The following is a 16,177-nucleotide window of genomic DNA, read 5'->3' as shown; positions in this document are numbered from 1 at the left end:
AAACTGAACCATGCCAATACCCGCCCCAACTTTCGATCTCATCACCATGGGCCGCTCGTCCATCGATCTTTACTCAAACGATGTGGGCGCGCCGTTCCCGGAAATCAAATCGTTCGCTGCTTACGTCGGCGGTTCGCCCACGAACATCGCGGTTGGTGCACAGCGCCTCGGACTTCGCACCGCAGTGCTCACCGCCGTTGGCGAAGATCCGGTCGGCGATTTCATTCTTAGCTTCCTCAACAAGGAAGGCGTAGAGACCAGATACATTCCGCGCAAACCGGGCACGCGCACGAGCGCCGTCGTGCTCGGCATCGAGCCGCCCGATAAATTCCCGCTCGTTTATTACCGCGACAATTGCGCGGACAATCAGCTTTCGATTGACGATGTTCTTAGAACTCCCATCGCGGATAGTCGCGTCTTCGAGTTTTCTGGCACCGGCCTGAGCCGCGAACCCAGCCGCAGCGCCAACATCTTCGCCGCCGAGCAGGCCAAATCCACCGGCGCAACGGTGGTGCTCGACCTGGATTTTCGTCCGAATCAGTGGCACGACGCGCGCGCCTTCGGCGTCACGGTGCGCGCGGTGTTGCCGTTGGTCGATATCGTGCTGGGCACAGAGGATGAATGCAAAGCTGCCAACCTTTCTGATCCGGCGCAAGTCAACGTCAGCCACTCCCAGATTTCCGGCGCGCGTGTCGCCGGCGATTTGGAACAAGCCGTCCACGCGATGCAGCATCGCGGCCCGAAGCTCGTTGTGGTGAAGCGCGGCGAGAAAGGCGCCATACTTTTTCCGTCCGGCGGCCAGCCGACTGATGTTCCGGGCTTCCCGGTGGAAGTCTATAACGTCCTCGGCGCGGGTGATGCCTTCGCCTCCGGCTTCATTTATGGTTTGGTGAAAGGTTGGGACTGGTACAAGGCCGCGCGCATGGGCAATGCGGGCGGCGCCATTGTCGTCACGCGGCACGGCTGCGCGAATTTCATGGCTTACGAAGCGGAGGCGTTGAAATTCATCGAAGAGCGCGGCGGCTTTTGATAAACCCATTCACATGAAGACCAAACGACTTACCACCGCGCAGGCCATCATCCAATTTCTGATGCACCAGCACGTCGAACGCGACGGTAAACGCCAACCGTTCTTCGCCGGCTGCCTCGGCATTTTCGGCCACGGCTGCATCGCCGGCATTGGTCAGGCGCTGCAAGAGTATCCGCAGTTTCGCTACTACATGACGAAGAATGAGCAGGCCTCGGTTCATATCGCCACCGCTTTTGCGAAAATGAGCAACCGTCTGCGCGCTTTTGCGTGCGTCAGTTCCATCGGACCGGGCGCGACGAACATGGTAACCGGCGCCGCCACCGCCACGATCAATCGAATCCCCGTGCTGCTCCTGCCCGGCGACATTTTCGCGCGCCGCAATGTCGGCCCGGTGTTGCAACAACTCGAACACCCGTTGTCGCAAGACATCTCCGTCAACGATTGTTTCCGGCCCGTTTCCAAATACTGGGACCGCATCAACCGCGCCGACCAACTCATGAACGCACTGCCGGAAGTCATGCGCGTGCTCACATCGCAAGCCGAGACGGGCGCCGTGACGCTCGCGTTGCCGCAGGATGTACAGACCGAAGTGTTCGATTACCCGGCTGAGTTGTTTGAGGAAAGAGTTTGGCACATCCCCCGCCCGGCCCCAGAGATCACGCTGTTGAAGCAAGCGGTCGAATGGATTCGCGCGAGCAAGAAACCCGTCATCGTCGCCGGCGGCGGTGTGCTTTACAGCGAAGCGCACGGCGCGTTGGCGAAGTTCGCCGAACAGACAGGCGTTCCCGTTGCCGAAACACAGGCGGGCAAAGGCGCGTTGCGCTACGACCATCCGCAATCGCTCGGCGCGATCGGTGTCACTGGCACGCCGGGCGCAAACATCACTGCGCGCGAGGCCGACCTCGTCATTGGCATCGGCACGCGCTACAGCGACTTCACGACGGCCTCCAACACCGCATTTCAAAATCCGAACGTTCGTTTCATCAACATCAACGCCGCGGAGTTCGACGCGTTCAAGCGCTCCGCGCTTCCCGTGGTGGCTGACGCGCGCGCCGCTTTGGAAGCGTTGGGCAAAGCACTACGCGGCCTCCGGCTCGGAGCGGCCTCCGGCTCGGAGAGCTGGCAGGTCAGCGCCGCCTACCGACGTCGCGGGCAGAAATTCAATCGCGATTGGGACACGGAAGTGGAGCACATTTACAATCTGAACAACGGCCTGCCCGTCAGCCAGGGCGAAGTCATCGGCGCGGTGAATGAATTCAGCCGACCGCAGGATGTGGTGCTGTGTGCGGCCGGCAGTTTGCCCGGCGATTTGCACAAGCTCTGGCGCACTCGCGACCCGAAAGGCTACCACATGGAATACGGTTACTCGTGCATGGGTTACGAAATCGCCGGCGGCCTCGGCGTGAAGATGGCGGCGACGGATCGCGAAGTTTATGTAATGGTCGGCGACGGATCCTGGTTGATGATGTCCTCCGAACTCGTCACCTCAATTCAGGAAGGCTGCAAGCTCACCGTCGTTCTGCTCAACAACCACGGTTTTCAAAGCATTGGTGGCTTGTCACATGCGATTGGCAGCGGCGGCTTTGGCACGCGCTACCGTTTCCGCAACGCGAAGAGCGGCCAGCTCGATGGCGCACCAGTGCCGGTGGACTACGCTGCCAGCGCGCGGAGTCTCGGCGCGCACGTCGTTACCGCCTTGAACATTCCTGAGTTGAAAACCGCACTCGCTGATGCCCGCCGACAAACCAAGACAACGGTGATCGTGATCGAAACCGACCCGGAAAAACGCGTGCCCGGTTATGAATCGTGGTGGGATGTGCCCATCGCGGAAACCTCGACCATCGCCGCTGTCAAGAAAGCGCGGAAGGAATATGAACGAGCCAGAACCAGGGAGCGGTATCATCTGTGAAGCGCGTTACCTTTAACGGCACTTCGTTGTTGCTCGCAATTAGGCGCGACTCTGGCCGATGAATATTCTCATTGCGGGTTCTTAGAAGGCGAATAACAATCCGGCTCACCATGACAAATCAAGTGACTCGACGCCAGTTCCTGAAACTTACATCGGTTGCAGCGCTCTCCGCGCCTTTCATCGTTTCCTCAGCCGGAGCCGCCTCCGCTCAAAAGAGTCCCAACGATCGCATCACGCTGGGCTTCATTGGCACGGGGAAGCAAGGTCGCGGTTTGCTACAGAATTTCCTGACCATGCCCCACAGTCAGGTGGTGGCGGTGTGCGATGTGGACACCACGCGCCGTGTGCATCATCGGAAAATCGTCGAGGAGTTTTACAGCATCAAGGGCAACACCGAGTTCAAAGGCTGCGCCGAATACGAGGATTTTCGCGACCTCATCGCGCGCAAGGACATTGATGCCGTGGTCATCGCCACGCCGGATCACTGGCACGCCTACATCGCCATCGCCGCCTGTAACGCCGGTAAGGACGTGTATTGCGAAAAGCCTCTTTCGCTGACCATCCACGAAGCACGCGCGATGGTCAACGCCGCGCGCAAGAATGATCGCGTGTTCCAGACCGGTTCGATGCAGCGCTCCTCAAGCGAGTTCCGCAAGGCCTGCGAACTCGTGCGCAACGGTCGCCTTGGCCAGATCAAACAGGTGATCGTGGACGTCGGCCCACCTTCGGTGCCGTGTGACTTGCCGGAGGAAACGATGGAACCGGGGTTGAATTGGGACCGTTGGTTGGGACCAGCACCGATGCGCCCGTACAATTCCGTTCTCAGCCCACGCGGAGTGCACGACCACTTTCCCAACTGGCGCAACTATCGTGAATACTCCGGAGGCATGATGACGGACTGGGGCGCGCACCATTTTGACATCGCGCAATGGGGACTGGGCATGGACGAAAGCGGGCCGGTGGAAATCATCCCGCCTGACGACCCCAAGGCCACCAAAGGACTCCGCTATTTGTACGCGAATGGGGTGGAGATGCTCCACGGCGACAGCGGCGGCGTGCTGTTCATCGGCACCGAGGGAAAGATTCTGGTCAATCGCGGCAAGTTTCAAGCGACACCAGAATCCATCGGCACCGAACCGTTGGACGATAAAGCCATCCGCCTCTACAAGAGCAACCATCACGTCGTCGATTTCATGGATTGCGTGCGCAGCCGCAAGAAACCGATTTGCGATGTGGAAATTGGCTGCCGTTCCGTGACGGTCTGCCATCTCGGCAATCTGGCTTACTGGAACCATCGGCGTTTGAAATGGGACCCCGTCAAGGAGCGCTTCATTGGTGACGACGAGGCGAACCAGTGGCTGGATCGCCCAAAGCGCGGGCCTTGGAAGGTGTGATTGCCGCAGCGCCGCTTTCTCTGCTTAACCGACGAGGCGCGCAGACGTTGACATGAATTGGGGAATTCCGCGCGTGTAATGTTCGGTGACCCGCGCGACACTTAACACCGCACTTCGCCTTGGACGGTTGCGGCAACCAGCCCGACACGACGAGTTTCACCGACACCAACGCTGCGTCCACATCTCCGCTCTTCTACCGCGTGGGTGTGAGCCAATAGGAATTCGGATGGCAAGCCAACCGATGAAAGGCGTCGTATGAAAACACAAAACAAACTTCCAACAGCTTGTGGGTGACGGCCTTCGCCGCTTGGCGGCGGCCAAGCGGAAGAATGTGCAGACTGACCGCGAAACACGCTGCATACGCGAAATGAACTGGCCGCAAAAGAGCGCACAGCAAACAAGACCTTCAACCGCTGATGGACGCTGATGAACGCTGATTACTTTTAAGGCAACGACGCCACGGTGCAAAGGCGCAAATCTTCCTTGTCTCGGCCCTGGGCAGATGGAAGCCGCTGATGACACAGCGACCGGCGTCGCGCCACTTGGCGGCCTGATCGTAGGTGCGGAGGATGGCATCTCCGGGGCAACGGGCGGAACAGAGAAGCGCGGTCTTGGGCAACGCGAGCAAGTCCAGATTGCTGAGAGCGGACAGTTGCGGCGGCGCGTCAGTGCCAAAATGCTCGCTCAAACGCTTTGGATAACGGGCGTCGGCAAGGTTGAGCACAGCAGGGGTCATTTCTCCTCTACAAGTTTTCACCATCCACTGCTGCCGGAAGCGTATCCATGATGTCTCGCAGGAACGGGCACATTTGGAGTTTTGAATAATGAAATTCCGGCGCTCCAACTCGCAGATTCAGTTTTTGAGCGTCTCCCGGTTTGATTTTTTTCGGCCTCGAAAGAACCAGCGTCTCTCTTGAGCGGGTAATCGTGACGTAAAACAGCCTGCGCTGTTCCTCGTAGTAATCGGCATCTGTGCCTGGATATTCTGCGGTTCGAATCCCAGGGATGGCCTCCTTGCAAAGCCCCAAGACGAACACATGATGGGCGGTCAGCGGTTCGATGCCGAGGTTGTCCCTGGCGGCGTCCGGTTCGACTTGTGCGGCGAGCTTGAGGAACAGGCGCAGTTTGCAGATTTCCACCGCCTCTTCCATGATGTCCACGCCGAAGAGGTTGTTCAGGATGATGCTTTTGAAAATGAAGTAGCGGCGGTTCGGATGCGCGGCCACGCGCTCCAGGATTTTTCGGAAGTCGGATAATTTTTCCGGCCGGTGCTTTTCGCCGGAGCGCTCAAGGTCTTCGACGAACGCTTCCATGCGGTCGAGGCAGGCTTCGTAAAGCGGTTCAAGGATGTTGAGCGCCGCGAACAGGAACGCACCCGAACCGCACGTCAGGTCGAGCACGGTGATGGTGGTGATGGCCTGCCAGAAGGCGCGAAGCATTTCCGGCCCTTCGCAATTCTCAATCACGTCCTGCGCGAACTGGCGGATGTCGAGGTTGAGCGTGATGAGGTTGTTGATGTCGCGGATGGGAGGGAATGTTCCGCCCTCACCCCGGCCCTCTCCCCCAGGAGAGGGAGAAACATCCGCCGCGCCTGGCAAAGGTGACGCGCTCGATTTGTCGTGAGACGGAGAACGATTCCCCCTCTCCCCGGGGGAGAGGGCCGGGGTGAGGGCGAGCGTTTCACCACACATTCTTGCGCGCAGTTCAAAATATCGCGTCCGCCGGGCTACGACTTCGCGCCAGATTTCCGTCGGCAAGGCGAACTCGCCGGGCGCGGGCCTGTTCCATCCGAGTTCGTCGGCACACCGAAGGTCAACTGATTGCGAAATTCCTCGGCGAGCTTCTTCTTGAGGCGGAGGGCAGTCTGATTGTCGAGTTGATCCTGGCCTTGAGTCAGGCTGAACGCCGCGCGCAATTCCTCCTGCGGAAGCCGCTGCATCCCGACCAGCAGGCGGCAGCAATTCTCTTTTCCGCCAGCCCATGCTTCAACGTGCGAGTCCAGTTCCCTCCAGCCGCGAAGATTGAAATAGCCGACGCAGAAGTCGGCGCGATTGGAAAGCTCAAGCGTCTGCTCCAAAGCAGGCAGCAGAGCGGCTTCGATATTGTCAAAGATTCGCGGCATGGCTGTTCGCTCGCGCGCGAATCAGCCGTGTTGAGGGACTGCTCCTGGAAGGAATCCGTGCCTGAAACAGAAGGGGGCGACACTTACTTGCGCCCCGCTACAGGCACGTGGATGCCTTCGAAGGAACGCTTTCAGCGCGCCCCGAGGGGCGCGCGTCGAGCGCTGTCCTTCGATCGAAATTTCCACGTTTCGTAGCGAACAGCAGCCGAGACTGCGCGAAATGATTTTGTAAAAAAGTTTTCTGGTCGTTTTGTTTTTGACTGACGTGGTGAGAGTAGCGAAGCAAGCGGCGGTTGCAAAGCGGGGAGTTTTGTTCGCGTAGTGCGCGTGTTTCGCGGTTGATTCTCCGACCCGGTTGGCGACTGGCTGAAGGTTGAGAGTTGAGAGCAGAATCCGCGTCCGTCGGTGTTCATCCGCGTTGAAACGGTTCTGTGTTCTTTGCGCTCTTTCGCGGCGAGGCGGCGGCGGATCACGGTTTTACCACCCGTTGACGCCTGCCTTCGGCCATAGCCAATAGACAATGACCGATAGCCGATCAATGATAGCCGATTGCAAATAGCCGATCGCCGAAACGGCACGGCGCGCGAACTTTCATCTTGGCTATTGACTATCGGTTATCGGCTATTGAAACCTCACGCATCAACAACCACTGAAAGGAATCCCATCATGCCCAAGTATCTGAAGTTTGAAGACCTGCCCGTGTGGCAGGAGGCCGCGCGACTCTACAATCGCGTGCTGGATCTGCTGGAGGAACCGGACGTGCCGCTCACGCCTGGCTTCCGCAACCAACTCGACCGCGCCGCGCTCTCCGTCTCCAACAACATCGCGGAAGGTTTTGAGCGCGTGACGACCAACGAACTGAACATGTTTCTCGCCATCGCACGCGGCAGCGCCGGGGAAGTGCGCTCCATGATGGCGGTGGTCAAGGACCGGCCGAAACTCAAACCCATCGTGCGCCGCTTGCACGAAATCCGCTCCCTCGCGGAATCGTGCGCGCGACAACTGACGGCGTGGACGGCGTCCATTGACAGATCGCCGGTGCAAGGTAAACGGCATTTGACCGGCGAGGTGAAGGAGCGACGCGAGACGGCGCAGAAGGCAAAAGATTTTCGTCTGAATTTTTTGCGGAACCTGAGACCAGACCATCCGCTTTTCAATTCACCGGAATCGCGCGCCGCGCGTGGTGAACCGGTGGAAGATTAGTCGATCGCCCATGAGCCAATTGCCAATCGCGAAACGCGGCGCGAATGGTCAATGAGCCGATAGCCAATAGCCAAAGGCCAAACACCGCCGGAATAACCAATGAGCCGATTGCAAATAGCCAATAGCTGATAGCCAGTAGCGAATGGCCAATAGCCGAATGACAATTCACCATGCGGCCCGCTCCTCCTGGGAGGAGCAGGGGGTGGGATTAGTAGCTCGATTGGCGAACTTTGATCCGTGGAATCTCTCCCGGCGAGATTACTTCACCGCGGACGTTCGCACCGACCAGTCCGCGTTGCCAGCGGCGTTCTCCACATCGCCAACCACGATGGCGCGGTTGCCGGCGGTCGCCACCCCGAACGCTTCGTCGTCCCCGCCATTCGGGTTGACTTGATCGCTCCAGAGCTGCGCGCCGGCCTTGACGCTGTAGGCGCGCACAAACCAGTCGGTGTCGCCCTGGGCATTGGTAACCCGGCCAACGATCAGCGCGGTGCTGCCGGAAACGGTTGTGGCCAGGGCCGCATCGTTGCCGCCCGCGGGGTTGTAACGATCCTCCCAGAGCAGGTTGCCCGACCCGGTGTCGTAGGTGCGCACGGCGAAGTCGGAATCGCCCGCAAGGTTGCGCACGCTGCCGGCGACCACCACGCTGTGCCCGCGCACGGCCAGGCTCACGGCGCGGTCGTCATCCGCCGCCAGATCATGTTGGTCTTCCCAAAGCAGGTTGCCGGTGCCCGCATCGTACGCGCGCACCTCCCAATCTTCATCGCCAGCACCGTTGACAACATAACCCGCGACGAAAACCGATTTGCCCCGGGCGACCACCGCCAGCGCGGCATCGTCGCCGGCCACCTTGTCGAATTGGTTGGTCCAGAGGACGGCGCCGTTGACGAGGTTGTAGGCGCGCACGTACCAATCGCTGTCTCCGGCGCCATTGGTGACGTGACCCACGGCGAACACTTTCGTGCCTTGAATGGTGACGGCGACGGCTTCGTCATTGTCGCCGACGAGGTCAAGCTGATCCTGCCAGCGGAGCGCGCCGGTGGTGGCATCGTAAGCCCGCACAAACCAATCGTCGTTGCCGGCACTGTTGCGGACGCGTCCGACGGCGACAACGCTTTTGCCCAGCGCGACGATGGCATTCGCGCGGTCGTTGCCATTGGTGGCGTCGTACAGGTCCTGCCACAGGAGGCTGCCGATGCCGGCATCGTAAGCGCGCACGAGCCAGTCATCGTTTAACGATCCATTGCGGACCCGTCCGGCGGCTGCCACGACCTTCCCTGCCACGGCCACCGAGAGGGCTTCGTCGCGGCCTCCGGCGACGTCAAGCTGATTGGTCCAGAGCAACGAGCCACTCACGGCGTCATAGGCGTTGATCCGCCAGTCGTCGTTGAGGGTGGCGTTTCGGACCCGGCCGGCGACAAAGACGCCCCGGCCTTTTGCGGCCACGGCCAGCGCCTGGTCCCGGCCGCCGGAGAGATTGAATTGATTCGTCCACAACACGTCGCCGCCCGCGGCGCGCGTTGTGGCGGGTGAGGAGATCAGCGCCGTCGTCAGCAAAGTGGACGACAACCCGGTGAAAACATAACGGAGGATGGTTTGATTTTTCATAATGAATTTCTTCTTGTTGATCCAATAGGAAACCGACTGCGTGGAAAGCGCAACTAATTTTTCCAACCTCGCCGGCGGACAAATGTTTTTCGTACTGCAATGATGAACCGTCATGCTCTTTCGAACTGGATTGTGAGGTTGCGAGGTTTTTATCCCTCCCATGAACCTCGTAGCAGCGGACGTGAGTGCGCTCCATCTGAATTCGGTGAAAGTCAGAGCCGACTTACGTCGGCTGCTACGGATTAGGGTTCAGTGCGCGAAATCATCTCAGAGAATCCCCTCCCTCTTTCTCTACGCCATCGGACGGCGGGGAGGAGGTGGATGCGACAGTGGTCGCAGCGCTCCACGATCACGACAACCCCAGCTTCCGGCGCCCCTCGTCCGTCAGTTGATTGGAACTCCAAACCGGCTCCCAAGTCTGCTCCACCACCACCTGGCGCACGCCGGGCACTTGCAGCAACCGCTCCTCCACCGGCCGTGAATACGTGGGATGCACCGAGATCGAGCCGTGCGCGAAGTAACCGACACGCGGCCGCCCGCGATGCGGCATCGTCATGATCACCGTCACCACGTCGCCCCGCACGCGCACATCGTACACCAGACCGAGGTCCACCACGTTGATGTCCGCCGTGTAAAGCTGCGCGTCTTTGCAATCGCGCAACGCGTCCCACAAAACCTTCTTGGGAATCGGACTGTCGCCGGCTTCTCCCGGGCGCGCCAATCGTCCCGGAGATGCCTTCGCGGTGACACCCTTCGGCACTTCACCCGCCGACGCGACCAACGGATTCATCAGGCGGCGACGCAATTCTTCAATCATGCGCGGCCCATCCGCCGTCGTGAACGGCAAGGCAACGTAGGCGTTCTTCTCATGCAACACGGCACCAGCGGGCACGTGTCTGCCCGGCAGCGGATACCGGCTCCAAAGTTGCCCATGCCAGCGATAGGACAACGTCGGCGCGCCGGAATGTTTCAGCTCCGGCAACCCCTCGGCCTTGTGCTCCAGAAACAGCGCGATGAACGAGTCCTTGCTTTCTTTGTTGAAGAAGCCGACGCCCCAGAGGTTTTCCTGATGCTCCTTGTCCACCTCGCCGATGCGCAGTTTTCCGTCCGGCCCCATCCACACGATGTCCGTGAATGAGTTCCCGGAGAAGACCCACTCGTCATCCCGCAAACCTTCCGCCTCAAAACTTTTGACCGCTTCCATGCGGCCAATTTTGTGAAACCACGGCAGACCGGCGTAGAAGCGGTATTCGACGTCGATGTTGAGCCGGCTCGGCGAAAACAACGGATGCACCGGCGAATACGGAAATCCCCAGCGCCGCACCATCGTGCACAACGGCCCGCGCACGACTTCATAATCCGAACACGTGTCCCACAACGTAATGCGCAATTTCTGAAAACTCCCCGAATCCACGTAATCATGCGCCCAATCGATGCCCGGCGGCTCACCGTGGCCCTCGCCGCCGGAAAACAATTCCAGCCCGTGCTCGCGCTTGAGCGTCAGCCGTTCGAGTTGCCCCATCTGCCGCGAGAGCGATGCCTTGAAAAATTCGTTTTCGATGTCCAGCCCGAAGCCTTCGCCCGTTGTCACCAGGTCCGATGGATATCCTGGAAATTCCGCGTCCGGGTTTCCATAAAACACCAGCCACGTCTGCGCTTGATTCGCCGGACAATCAGCCATGAACAGCAGTTTGCAGAAACGTTCATTGCCCCGCCGCACCTCGCCATACACCTGACACGGAATTTCCTTCAACGCGCCGTCGGCCACTCGCGCGACGCGCAACTCCCGCGCGAGGAACGTCACCTGTTCCGCCGGAAAACCCAGCAACACCTCCACCGGCTCGGCTGACCGCTGCTGGCCGATGGGTTCAGCGAGCGTCAAGAGCTTGCAGTATTTCCACCCATGCGCCCAGTTGTTCCACGGTGACGGTAGCGACTCCACCATTTCATATCGCGAAGCCGCCATCAGTGGCGTTCCGGGATTCTCCTCCTCGGCTTGCGCCTGAATCGCCGTGCTCCGCAGCGAATGTGCCAGCGCGCGCGCCAGCCGGAAATCTTTCTTCTGCCACGCCGCCTCGAGCAGCTTCAGCTTCTCTTCAAACCGATCCGTGCGCTCCCAATACGCAGACTTGACGCCCGGGCTTTTCTGGATGGCGTTCGTCGGCGGTCCTTCAGCCGCAGCCTGGGCGCGCGGTTGCGAGAGCGCTGGCAGCGAAAGTCCGGCGAAACCGGACAGGCTCAAGCCGAGAAACGTCCGGCGTTTAATCGTTCCTCTCGATTCCCGTGCAACATCCGGTTGATTCTCGTTCTCCAGATTCAAGTTTTCTTTGGTTTCCATCCGGCCCCCTTACAGTGCCGCCAACACTTCCGCTGCGTGCTCGGCCGGTTTGACCTTCGGCCAGATTCTTTTGATGCGTCCGTCCGCGCCGATCAGAAAGGTCACACGATGCGTGCCCATGTATTTCCGGCCCATGAAACTTTTCTGGCCCCAGACGCCATACGCCGAAACGATCTTCCTGTCCTCATCCGCCAGCAGCGTGAACGGCAGCTTGAATTTCTCCACAAATTTGTCGTGCGACTTCACCGGGTCGATGCTGACGCCGAGCACAACGGCGCCTTTCCTTTTGAACTCGGCAAAGTGATCACGAAAGGCACACGCTTCCTTGGTGCAACCGGGCGTGTCGTCCCGGGGATAAAAGTAGAGGATGACGTTTTTGCCTTTGAGGTCGGCCAGCGAAATTTGGCCGCCGCCGCTGGTCAACGCAGAGAATTCCGGCGCTTCATCGCCTGCTTTTAATTTGAGTTCGATTTCTTTTGCCATGTTACTCGTATGATTCGGTCGGTGGTTTGGATCAAATACATCCTTTTGCAGCATTAGGTCTTCAACTTCGAACTCGCCTCGGCCTTGGGGCTGGCGCTCAACTGCCGAACGCCGTCAAAGATGTAAAGCAGGCCGGAGGCGCCGGTGCAGACCGCGGCGCCAACATTCCAAACCAGAAGCCAATGCGCGTCCCAGCGCAACAATGTCCAGAGCACGACGGTCATTTGCACCACGGTCGCCACCTTGCCGATCATTCGTGGATGAACAATCACCTTCCCGACCGTATAATGAATCACCACCATGCCGATCAAGATGATTACGTCCCGCCCGATGATGGTCATGGTCAACCACAATGGAATCTGCTCCAGATACGGCGCGTTGTTCAGGCTCAGGAGCACGATGCCGGAGACGAGCAGAAGTTTATCCGCCAGCGGATCGAGAATCGCGCCCAACTCGCTGCGCTGGTTGTAGTGGCGCGCCAGGTAGCCATCCACGCCGTCACTGATGGCGGCGATGGCGAATGAAACGATGGCGAGCAGCCGATACAGTTCGTTACCGCTGCCGACATAGTAGAGGACCTGCGCGATAAAGAATGGTACCAGCAAAATCCGCAGAATCGTGATTTTGTTGGCCATGGTCATGGACTGCACGCGCCATCATGCGCGGCCAGAGTTGGAGTTCAAGCTTTAGCTTGTCGGTGGAATGATCTGGTTTATCGCCCTCCAGTCCTAACCGCCGACAAGCTGAAGCTTGAACTCCAACGCGGTTTAAGGGCGCCGCCGATAAATAAACCACCAAAACCAGAGCGTGCCCAGCCCGCCGCAAATCGCTGCGCCAATAAAATTCGCGTGCGGACTGAAACTCCACAACCACGCTCCGAGGAACGAGCCGCTCGTCACCATGCAATCGCGAATCAAATAATACGCCCCGTACGAACGCGCCCGGAGTTCCGGTCTGGCCTCGGCGATGATCAATGCCTTGCGCGCCGGCTCGCCGAATTCCTTCAGCCCCCGCACCATAAAAGCCAATGCCAGCCACGTGAAGTTATCCGCCCAGAGCAACGTGATCGGAAACAGTGTAAAGAAGCAGAACGTCACCAGCACGAAAGGGCGACGACCGTATTTGTCTGCCAGATGAGCGACTGGAATGTAGCAAAGCATCGCGGTCACCATTTCGATGGCCACCAGCCAGCCGAATTGTTCAGCGTTCAACCCGCCGTGATTCATCGCCCACAAGATCACCCACGCGAAGGGAATGCGTTCACAATAGCGGATGAGGATGTCGCTGACCAGCAATTCACGCAGCGCGGGCGTGAAGGAGTTGACGACGGTGAAGAACCCAATCTGTTGCGACCCACCCCCAACCCCTTCGGTGGAGGGGAGCAAGGAAGAACGCGTGCCCCCAGAATTATGCCCCTCCTGGGAGGGGTCAGGAGTGGGTTTTGTCTCAAGCATGAACCATTGGAAGACCGCGGTGAGCGAGCTCAGTGCGATGCAGATGAGCAACGCGAGCTGCACTCCCCTGCCCCAACCGTAATGATTCACCAGCCAGCCGCCGATCAGCGGACCGAGCATCATCGGCACGCGGCGCACCATCGATTGCACGCCAATACCCATCGTGTGCCGGCTTGATTCCAGTGACGTGGCGACCACAGAGAAGGTCGTCGGCAACGACAGCGCGCTCCAGGCCAGAAACAGAAACGCGCCGATAACGAGCGCCAGCCAGTGTTGCCAGAAGATAACCAACACATAGCCGGCCAACGAAAGCGCGTTGAAGAAGAGCAAGGAGCGGCGCTGACCCCAGCGATCCGTCAACCAGCCGCCGGGATAGGCGTAAAGCGCGCCGAGCAATGTTTGCAGGGCGTCGAACAAACCGATAATCAGGATGCTTGCGCCCAGCGTTTCGAGATATTTCGGGGCGAAGTTGAGCCACAATCGCTCGCCCGTCAGCGCCAGCACCAGCGCAACCAGCAGCAACGAGGTGTTCCGTCGCAGCGCCAGAAAATCAGCGATTTGTTTCCAGCCGTTCATCTATCGTTATTTTCGGAGAGTCTAAGGTCTGGAGATCTTAAGTGCAGCAGATTTCAGAACCCCTTCGGAAGCTTATTGTCGCTGGCATATTGCTTTCCGTCTTGCCAATCCCAATACGCTAAAGCTCAATCTGTCGGGGAAACATGAACACAACGAATAATAGGAATCCAGTAGTGGGAATATTGATGGGCAGTGACTCGGACTGGCCGACAATGAAAGCCGCGGCCGATACCTGCGCGGAGTTCGGTGTTCCCTGCGAATCCAAAGTCATTTCCGCACATCGCACGCCGAAAGATTTGGAAGCTTACGCCAGCAGCGCGATCAAGCGTGGTCTGCGCGTCATCATTGCGGGAGCGGGCGGCGCGGCGCATCTGCCGGGCGTCACGGCGGCGTTCACGACGCTGCCCGTCATCGGCGTACCGATCGATAGCAAGTCGCTGAAGGGACTGGACTCGCTGCTGTCCATCGTGCAGATGCCGCCGGGAGTGCCGGTCGCCACGGTGGGAATTGGCTCGGGGAGGAATGCCGGTTTGCTCGCGGTGCAGATTCTCGCCTCCTCGGATGCGAAACTCCAGCAGGCGATGGTGAAGTTCAAGGAAAAGCTGGCCGAGGAATCGCGAGCAAAGAACCACACGTTGAACATCAAATCCTGAGCATGCGATCAATCCGGTTCAAGACCCGCTCCTTACCCAACACTTCCAATAGATGGTAGAGACTCGGCCCGGCGGCGCTTCCGGTGCAGGCCATCCGGGTCGGATGCACCAGTGCGCCAGCTTTTACTCCCAGTTCGCCTGCAACGGCTTTGAGCGCGGCTTCCAATGACGCGGCGTCGAAGGTAGCGAGTTTACCGAAGGCGTCGCGCAGTTTTTCCAGGCGCGGTTTGTTTTCGGGCAAGAAACTCTTCTTCGCGGCTTCGAGGTCGTAGATGATTTCGTCGCGGAAATAAAAGCCGCCATACGCCGGCAGTTCGCTGAAGGTTTTGATTTTGCCTTTGCAGGTGTCGAGCGCGGCTTTGACGTAGTTCACGTCGTGCTTGTTGGTGTCAATGCCGGCCTTGGCGAGCGCGTGGACGGCGAGTTCGTAGAAGCGGTCGTTAGGCAGTTCGCGACAGTATTCGCCTTGCAGCCAGAGGAGTTTGTCGAAGTCGAACCTGGCGTTGTGGCGGAGAATTTGCGGCAGGTCGAAGCGCTCGACGACTTCGGCGAGCGAAATTTTTTCCGTGTTCTCCTTGGGTGACCAGCCGAGGAGGCACAGATAGTTGTTCACGGCTTCGGGTAGAAAACCTTCGTCGAGATAAGTCGTGAGGGACGCGCCGCGGTCGCGCTTGCTCATCTTGCTGCCGTCGGCGTTCAGGATGAGCGGGATGTGCGCGTAGCGCGGCGGCTCGACGCCAAACGCGCGGAAAAGCGCGATGTGCTTGGCGGTGTTGCTCAGGTGATCCTCGCCGCGAATGACGTGCGTGATGCCCATCTCCAGATCGTCCACGACGTTGACGAAGTGGAACACCGGCTGGCCGTCCGAGCGAACGATGACGAAGTCGGGGTCGGCTTCCTCGCGGTCGGTGAGTTTACGGAGCACGTCGCCGACGACGAGGTCGGGGATGACAATCGGCTCGCGTTGCATCTTGAATTTGATCGCGCCCTCGTGTTCGTAGGCGAGCCCGTGCGAGAGCAACGCTTCGACGCGGCGTTGGTAGTTCTCACTGCGCTGACTTTGGAAATACGGGCCGCGGTCACCCTTGCAGGCGCCGGTGGCATCGCTCGTGAGCGGACCTTCGTCCCAATGCAGGCCAAGCCAGCGCAGGCCGTTGAGGATCACGTCCACAGCTTCCTGCGTGTTGCGCGCGGCGTCGGTGTCTTCGATGCGCAGGACAAACGTGCCGCCGGTGTGCCGGGCGTAAAGCCAGTTGAACAGCGCGGTGCGCGCGCCGCCGATGTGGAGAAAACCCGTCGGGCTGGGTGCAAATCGTACGCGAATGCTCATGCGGTATTCCGGATGTTACGTTTCCAAGATAAAGAATTTCATCGTCACCAGGACAAGGGTAGCGAGACGCGAGAGAA

General features: G+C 59.3%; 14 protein-coding genes. 5 read left to right on the top strand and 9 right to left on the bottom strand.

Annotation, left to right across the window (positions count from 1 at the left end):
* The first annotated feature begins 46 nt into the window (after positions 1–46).
* The 3 genes from iolC (at position 47) to HY298_06435 (ending at position 4,333) form a co-directional block, all read left to right on the top strand.
* Positions 47–1,030: a 5-dehydro-2-deoxygluconokinase gene (gene iolC / locus HY298_06445; GenBank protein MBI3849916.1), complete on the top strand. Its 984-nt coding sequence runs from the start codon at positions 47–49 to the stop codon at positions 1,028–1,030.
* A gap of 13 nt (positions 1,031–1,043) precedes the next feature.
* Positions 1,044–2,939: a 3D-(3,5/4)-trihydroxycyclohexane-1,2-dione acylhydrolase (decyclizing) gene (iolD, locus tag HY298_06440; GenBank protein ID MBI3849915.1), complete on the top strand. Its 1,896-nt coding sequence runs from the start codon at positions 1,044–1,046 to the stop codon at positions 2,937–2,939.
* Between the two features lie 110 nt (positions 2,940–3,049).
* Positions 3,050–4,333 (top strand): Gfo/Idh/MocA family oxidoreductase, encoded by a 1,284-nt coding sequence (locus HY298_06435; protein ID MBI3849914.1) that lies wholly within the window; start codon positions 3,050–3,052, stop codon positions 4,331–4,333.
* Between the two features lie 406 nt (positions 4,334–4,739).
* On the opposite strand, the gene HY298_06430 is transcribed toward HY298_06435, so the two are convergent.
* The 3 genes from HY298_06430 to HY298_06420 are packed head-to-tail and all read right to left on the bottom strand — an operon-like array spanning position 4,740 to position 6,455.
* The gene (locus HY298_06430) at positions 4,740–5,069 is read right to left on the bottom strand and encodes a hypothetical protein (GenBank protein ID MBI3849913.1); all 330 of its coding nucleotides are present in this window, start codon (positions 5,067–5,069) and stop codon (positions 4,740–4,742) included.
* 7 nt (positions 5,070–5,076) lie between these two features.
* A complete protein-coding gene (locus HY298_06425; GenBank protein MBI3849912.1) occupies positions 5,077–6,024 on the bottom strand; it encodes a hypothetical protein in 948 nt (315 codons plus the stop codon).
* A gap of 35 nt (positions 6,025–6,059) precedes the next feature.
* The gene (locus HY298_06420) at positions 6,060–6,455 is read right to left on the bottom strand and encodes a hypothetical protein (protein MBI3849911.1); all 396 of its coding nucleotides are present in this window, start codon (positions 6,453–6,455) and stop codon (positions 6,060–6,062) included.
* A gap of 666 nt (positions 6,456–7,121) precedes the next feature.
* On the opposite strand from HY298_06420, the gene HY298_06415 reads away from it, so the two are divergent.
* Positions 7,122–7,658, top strand: coding sequence for a four helix bundle protein (locus tag HY298_06415; protein MBI3849910.1), 537 nt, complete (start codon positions 7,122–7,124; stop codon positions 7,656–7,658).
* Between the two features lie 258 nt (positions 7,659–7,916).
* On the opposite strand, the gene HY298_06410 is transcribed toward HY298_06415, so the two are convergent.
* The 5 genes from HY298_06410 to HY298_06390 all read right to left on the bottom strand — a co-directional run bounded on the left by HY298_06410 (position 7,917) and on the right by HY298_06390 (position 14,117).
* Positions 7,917–9,266 carry a PQQ-binding-like beta-propeller repeat protein gene (locus HY298_06410; protein ID MBI3849909.1) on the bottom strand — a complete coding sequence of 450 codons (1,350 nt, stop codon included), beginning with the start codon at positions 9,264–9,266 and terminating at the stop codon, positions 7,917–7,919.
* Positions 9,267–9,615: 349 nt separating this feature from the next.
* On the bottom strand, positions 9,616–11,604 hold the full coding sequence (locus HY298_06405; protein MBI3849908.1) for a metal-sulfur cluster assembly factor: 1,989 nt from the start codon (positions 11,602–11,604) through the stop codon (positions 9,616–9,618).
* 9 nt (positions 11,605–11,613) lie between these two features.
* Positions 11,614–12,087 (bottom strand): thioredoxin-dependent thiol peroxidase, encoded by a 474-nt coding sequence (gene bcp, locus HY298_06400; GenBank protein ID MBI3849907.1) that lies wholly within the window; start codon positions 12,085–12,087, stop codon positions 11,614–11,616.
* A gap of 53 nt (positions 12,088–12,140) precedes the next feature.
* Positions 12,141–12,722 (bottom strand): CDP-alcohol phosphatidyltransferase family protein, encoded by a 582-nt coding sequence (locus HY298_06395; GenBank protein ID MBI3849906.1) that lies wholly within the window; start codon positions 12,720–12,722, stop codon positions 12,141–12,143.
* A 132-nt stretch (positions 12,723–12,854) separates the two neighbouring features.
* Positions 12,855–14,117: an MFS transporter gene (locus HY298_06390; GenBank protein MBI3849905.1), complete on the bottom strand. Its 1,263-nt coding sequence runs from the start codon at positions 14,115–14,117 to the stop codon at positions 12,855–12,857.
* Positions 14,118–14,260: 143 nt separating this feature from the next.
* Here HY298_06390 and purE point away from each other — a divergent pair, with 143 nt between their 5' ends.
* Positions 14,261–14,770, top strand: a complete 510-nt coding sequence (purE, locus tag HY298_06385; protein ID MBI3849904.1) for a 5-(carboxyamino)imidazole ribonucleotide mutase — start codon at positions 14,261–14,263, stop codon at positions 14,768–14,770.
* On the opposite strand, the gene HY298_06380 is transcribed toward purE, so the two are convergent.
* On the bottom strand, positions 14,760–16,100 hold the full coding sequence (locus HY298_06380; protein ID MBI3849903.1) for a glutamate--tRNA ligase: 1,341 nt from the start codon (positions 16,098–16,100) through the stop codon (positions 14,760–14,762). The genes purE and HY298_06380 overlap by 11 nt on opposite strands.
* Between the last annotated feature and the right edge of the window lie 77 nt (positions 16,101–16,177).

Source organism: Verrucomicrobiota bacterium, assembly GCA_016200005.1.
GTDB lineage: Bacteria > Verrucomicrobiota > Verrucomicrobiia > Limisphaerales > PALSA-1396 > PALSA-1396.
The sequence above is the reverse complement of the archived record's forward strand: the minus strand, read 5'-3'. Positions and strand labels throughout refer to the sequence as shown.

Bases quoted from the DNA above. Each gene is read 5' to 3' on its own strand.
- HY298_06405 (MBI3849908.1), bottom strand. From the start codon at position 11,604: ATGGAAACCAAAGAAAACTTGAATCTGGAGAACGAGAATCAACCGGAT.
- HY298_06435 (MBI3849914.1), top strand. From the start codon at position 3,050: ATGACAAATCAAGTGACTCGACGCCAGTTCCTGAAACTTACATCGGTT.
- HY298_06410 (MBI3849909.1), bottom strand. From the start codon at position 9,266: ATGAAAAATCAAACCATCCTCCGTTATGTTTTCACCGGGTTGTCGTCC.
- purE (MBI3849904.1), top strand. From the start codon at position 14,261: ATGAACACAACGAATAATAGGAATCCAGTAGTGGGAATATTGATGGGC.
- HY298_06430 (MBI3849913.1), bottom strand. From the start codon at position 5,069: ATGACCCCTGCTGTGCTCAACCTTGCCGACGCCCGTTATCCAAAGCGT.
- HY298_06390 (MBI3849905.1), bottom strand. From the start codon at position 14,117: ATGAACGGCTGGAAACAAATCGCTGATTTTCTGGCGCTGCGACGGAAC.
- iolC (MBI3849916.1), top strand. From the start codon at position 47: ATGGGCCGCTCGTCCATCGATCTTTACTCAAACGATGTGGGCGCGCCG.
- HY298_06380 (MBI3849903.1), bottom strand. From the start codon at position 16,100: ATGAGCATTCGCGTACGATTTGCACCCAGCCCGACGGGTTTTCTCCAC.
- iolD (MBI3849915.1), top strand. From the start codon at position 1,044: ATGAAGACCAAACGACTTACCACCGCGCAGGCCATCATCCAATTTCTG.
- HY298_06395 (MBI3849906.1), bottom strand. From the start codon at position 12,722: ATGGCCAACAAAATCACGATTCTGCGGATTTTGCTGGTACCATTCTTT.
- HY298_06415 (MBI3849910.1), top strand. From the start codon at position 7,122: ATGCCCAAGTATCTGAAGTTTGAAGACCTGCCCGTGTGGCAGGAGGCC.
- HY298_06425 (MBI3849912.1), bottom strand. From the start codon at position 6,024: ATGTGTGGTGAAACGCTCGCCCTCACCCCGGCCCTCTCCCCCGGGGAG.
- HY298_06420 (MBI3849911.1), bottom strand. From the start codon at position 6,455: ATGCCGCGAATCTTTGACAATATCGAAGCCGCTCTGCTGCCTGCTTTG.
- bcp (MBI3849907.1), bottom strand. From the start codon at position 12,087: ATGGCAAAAGAAATCGAACTCAAATTAAAAGCAGGCGATGAAGCGCCG.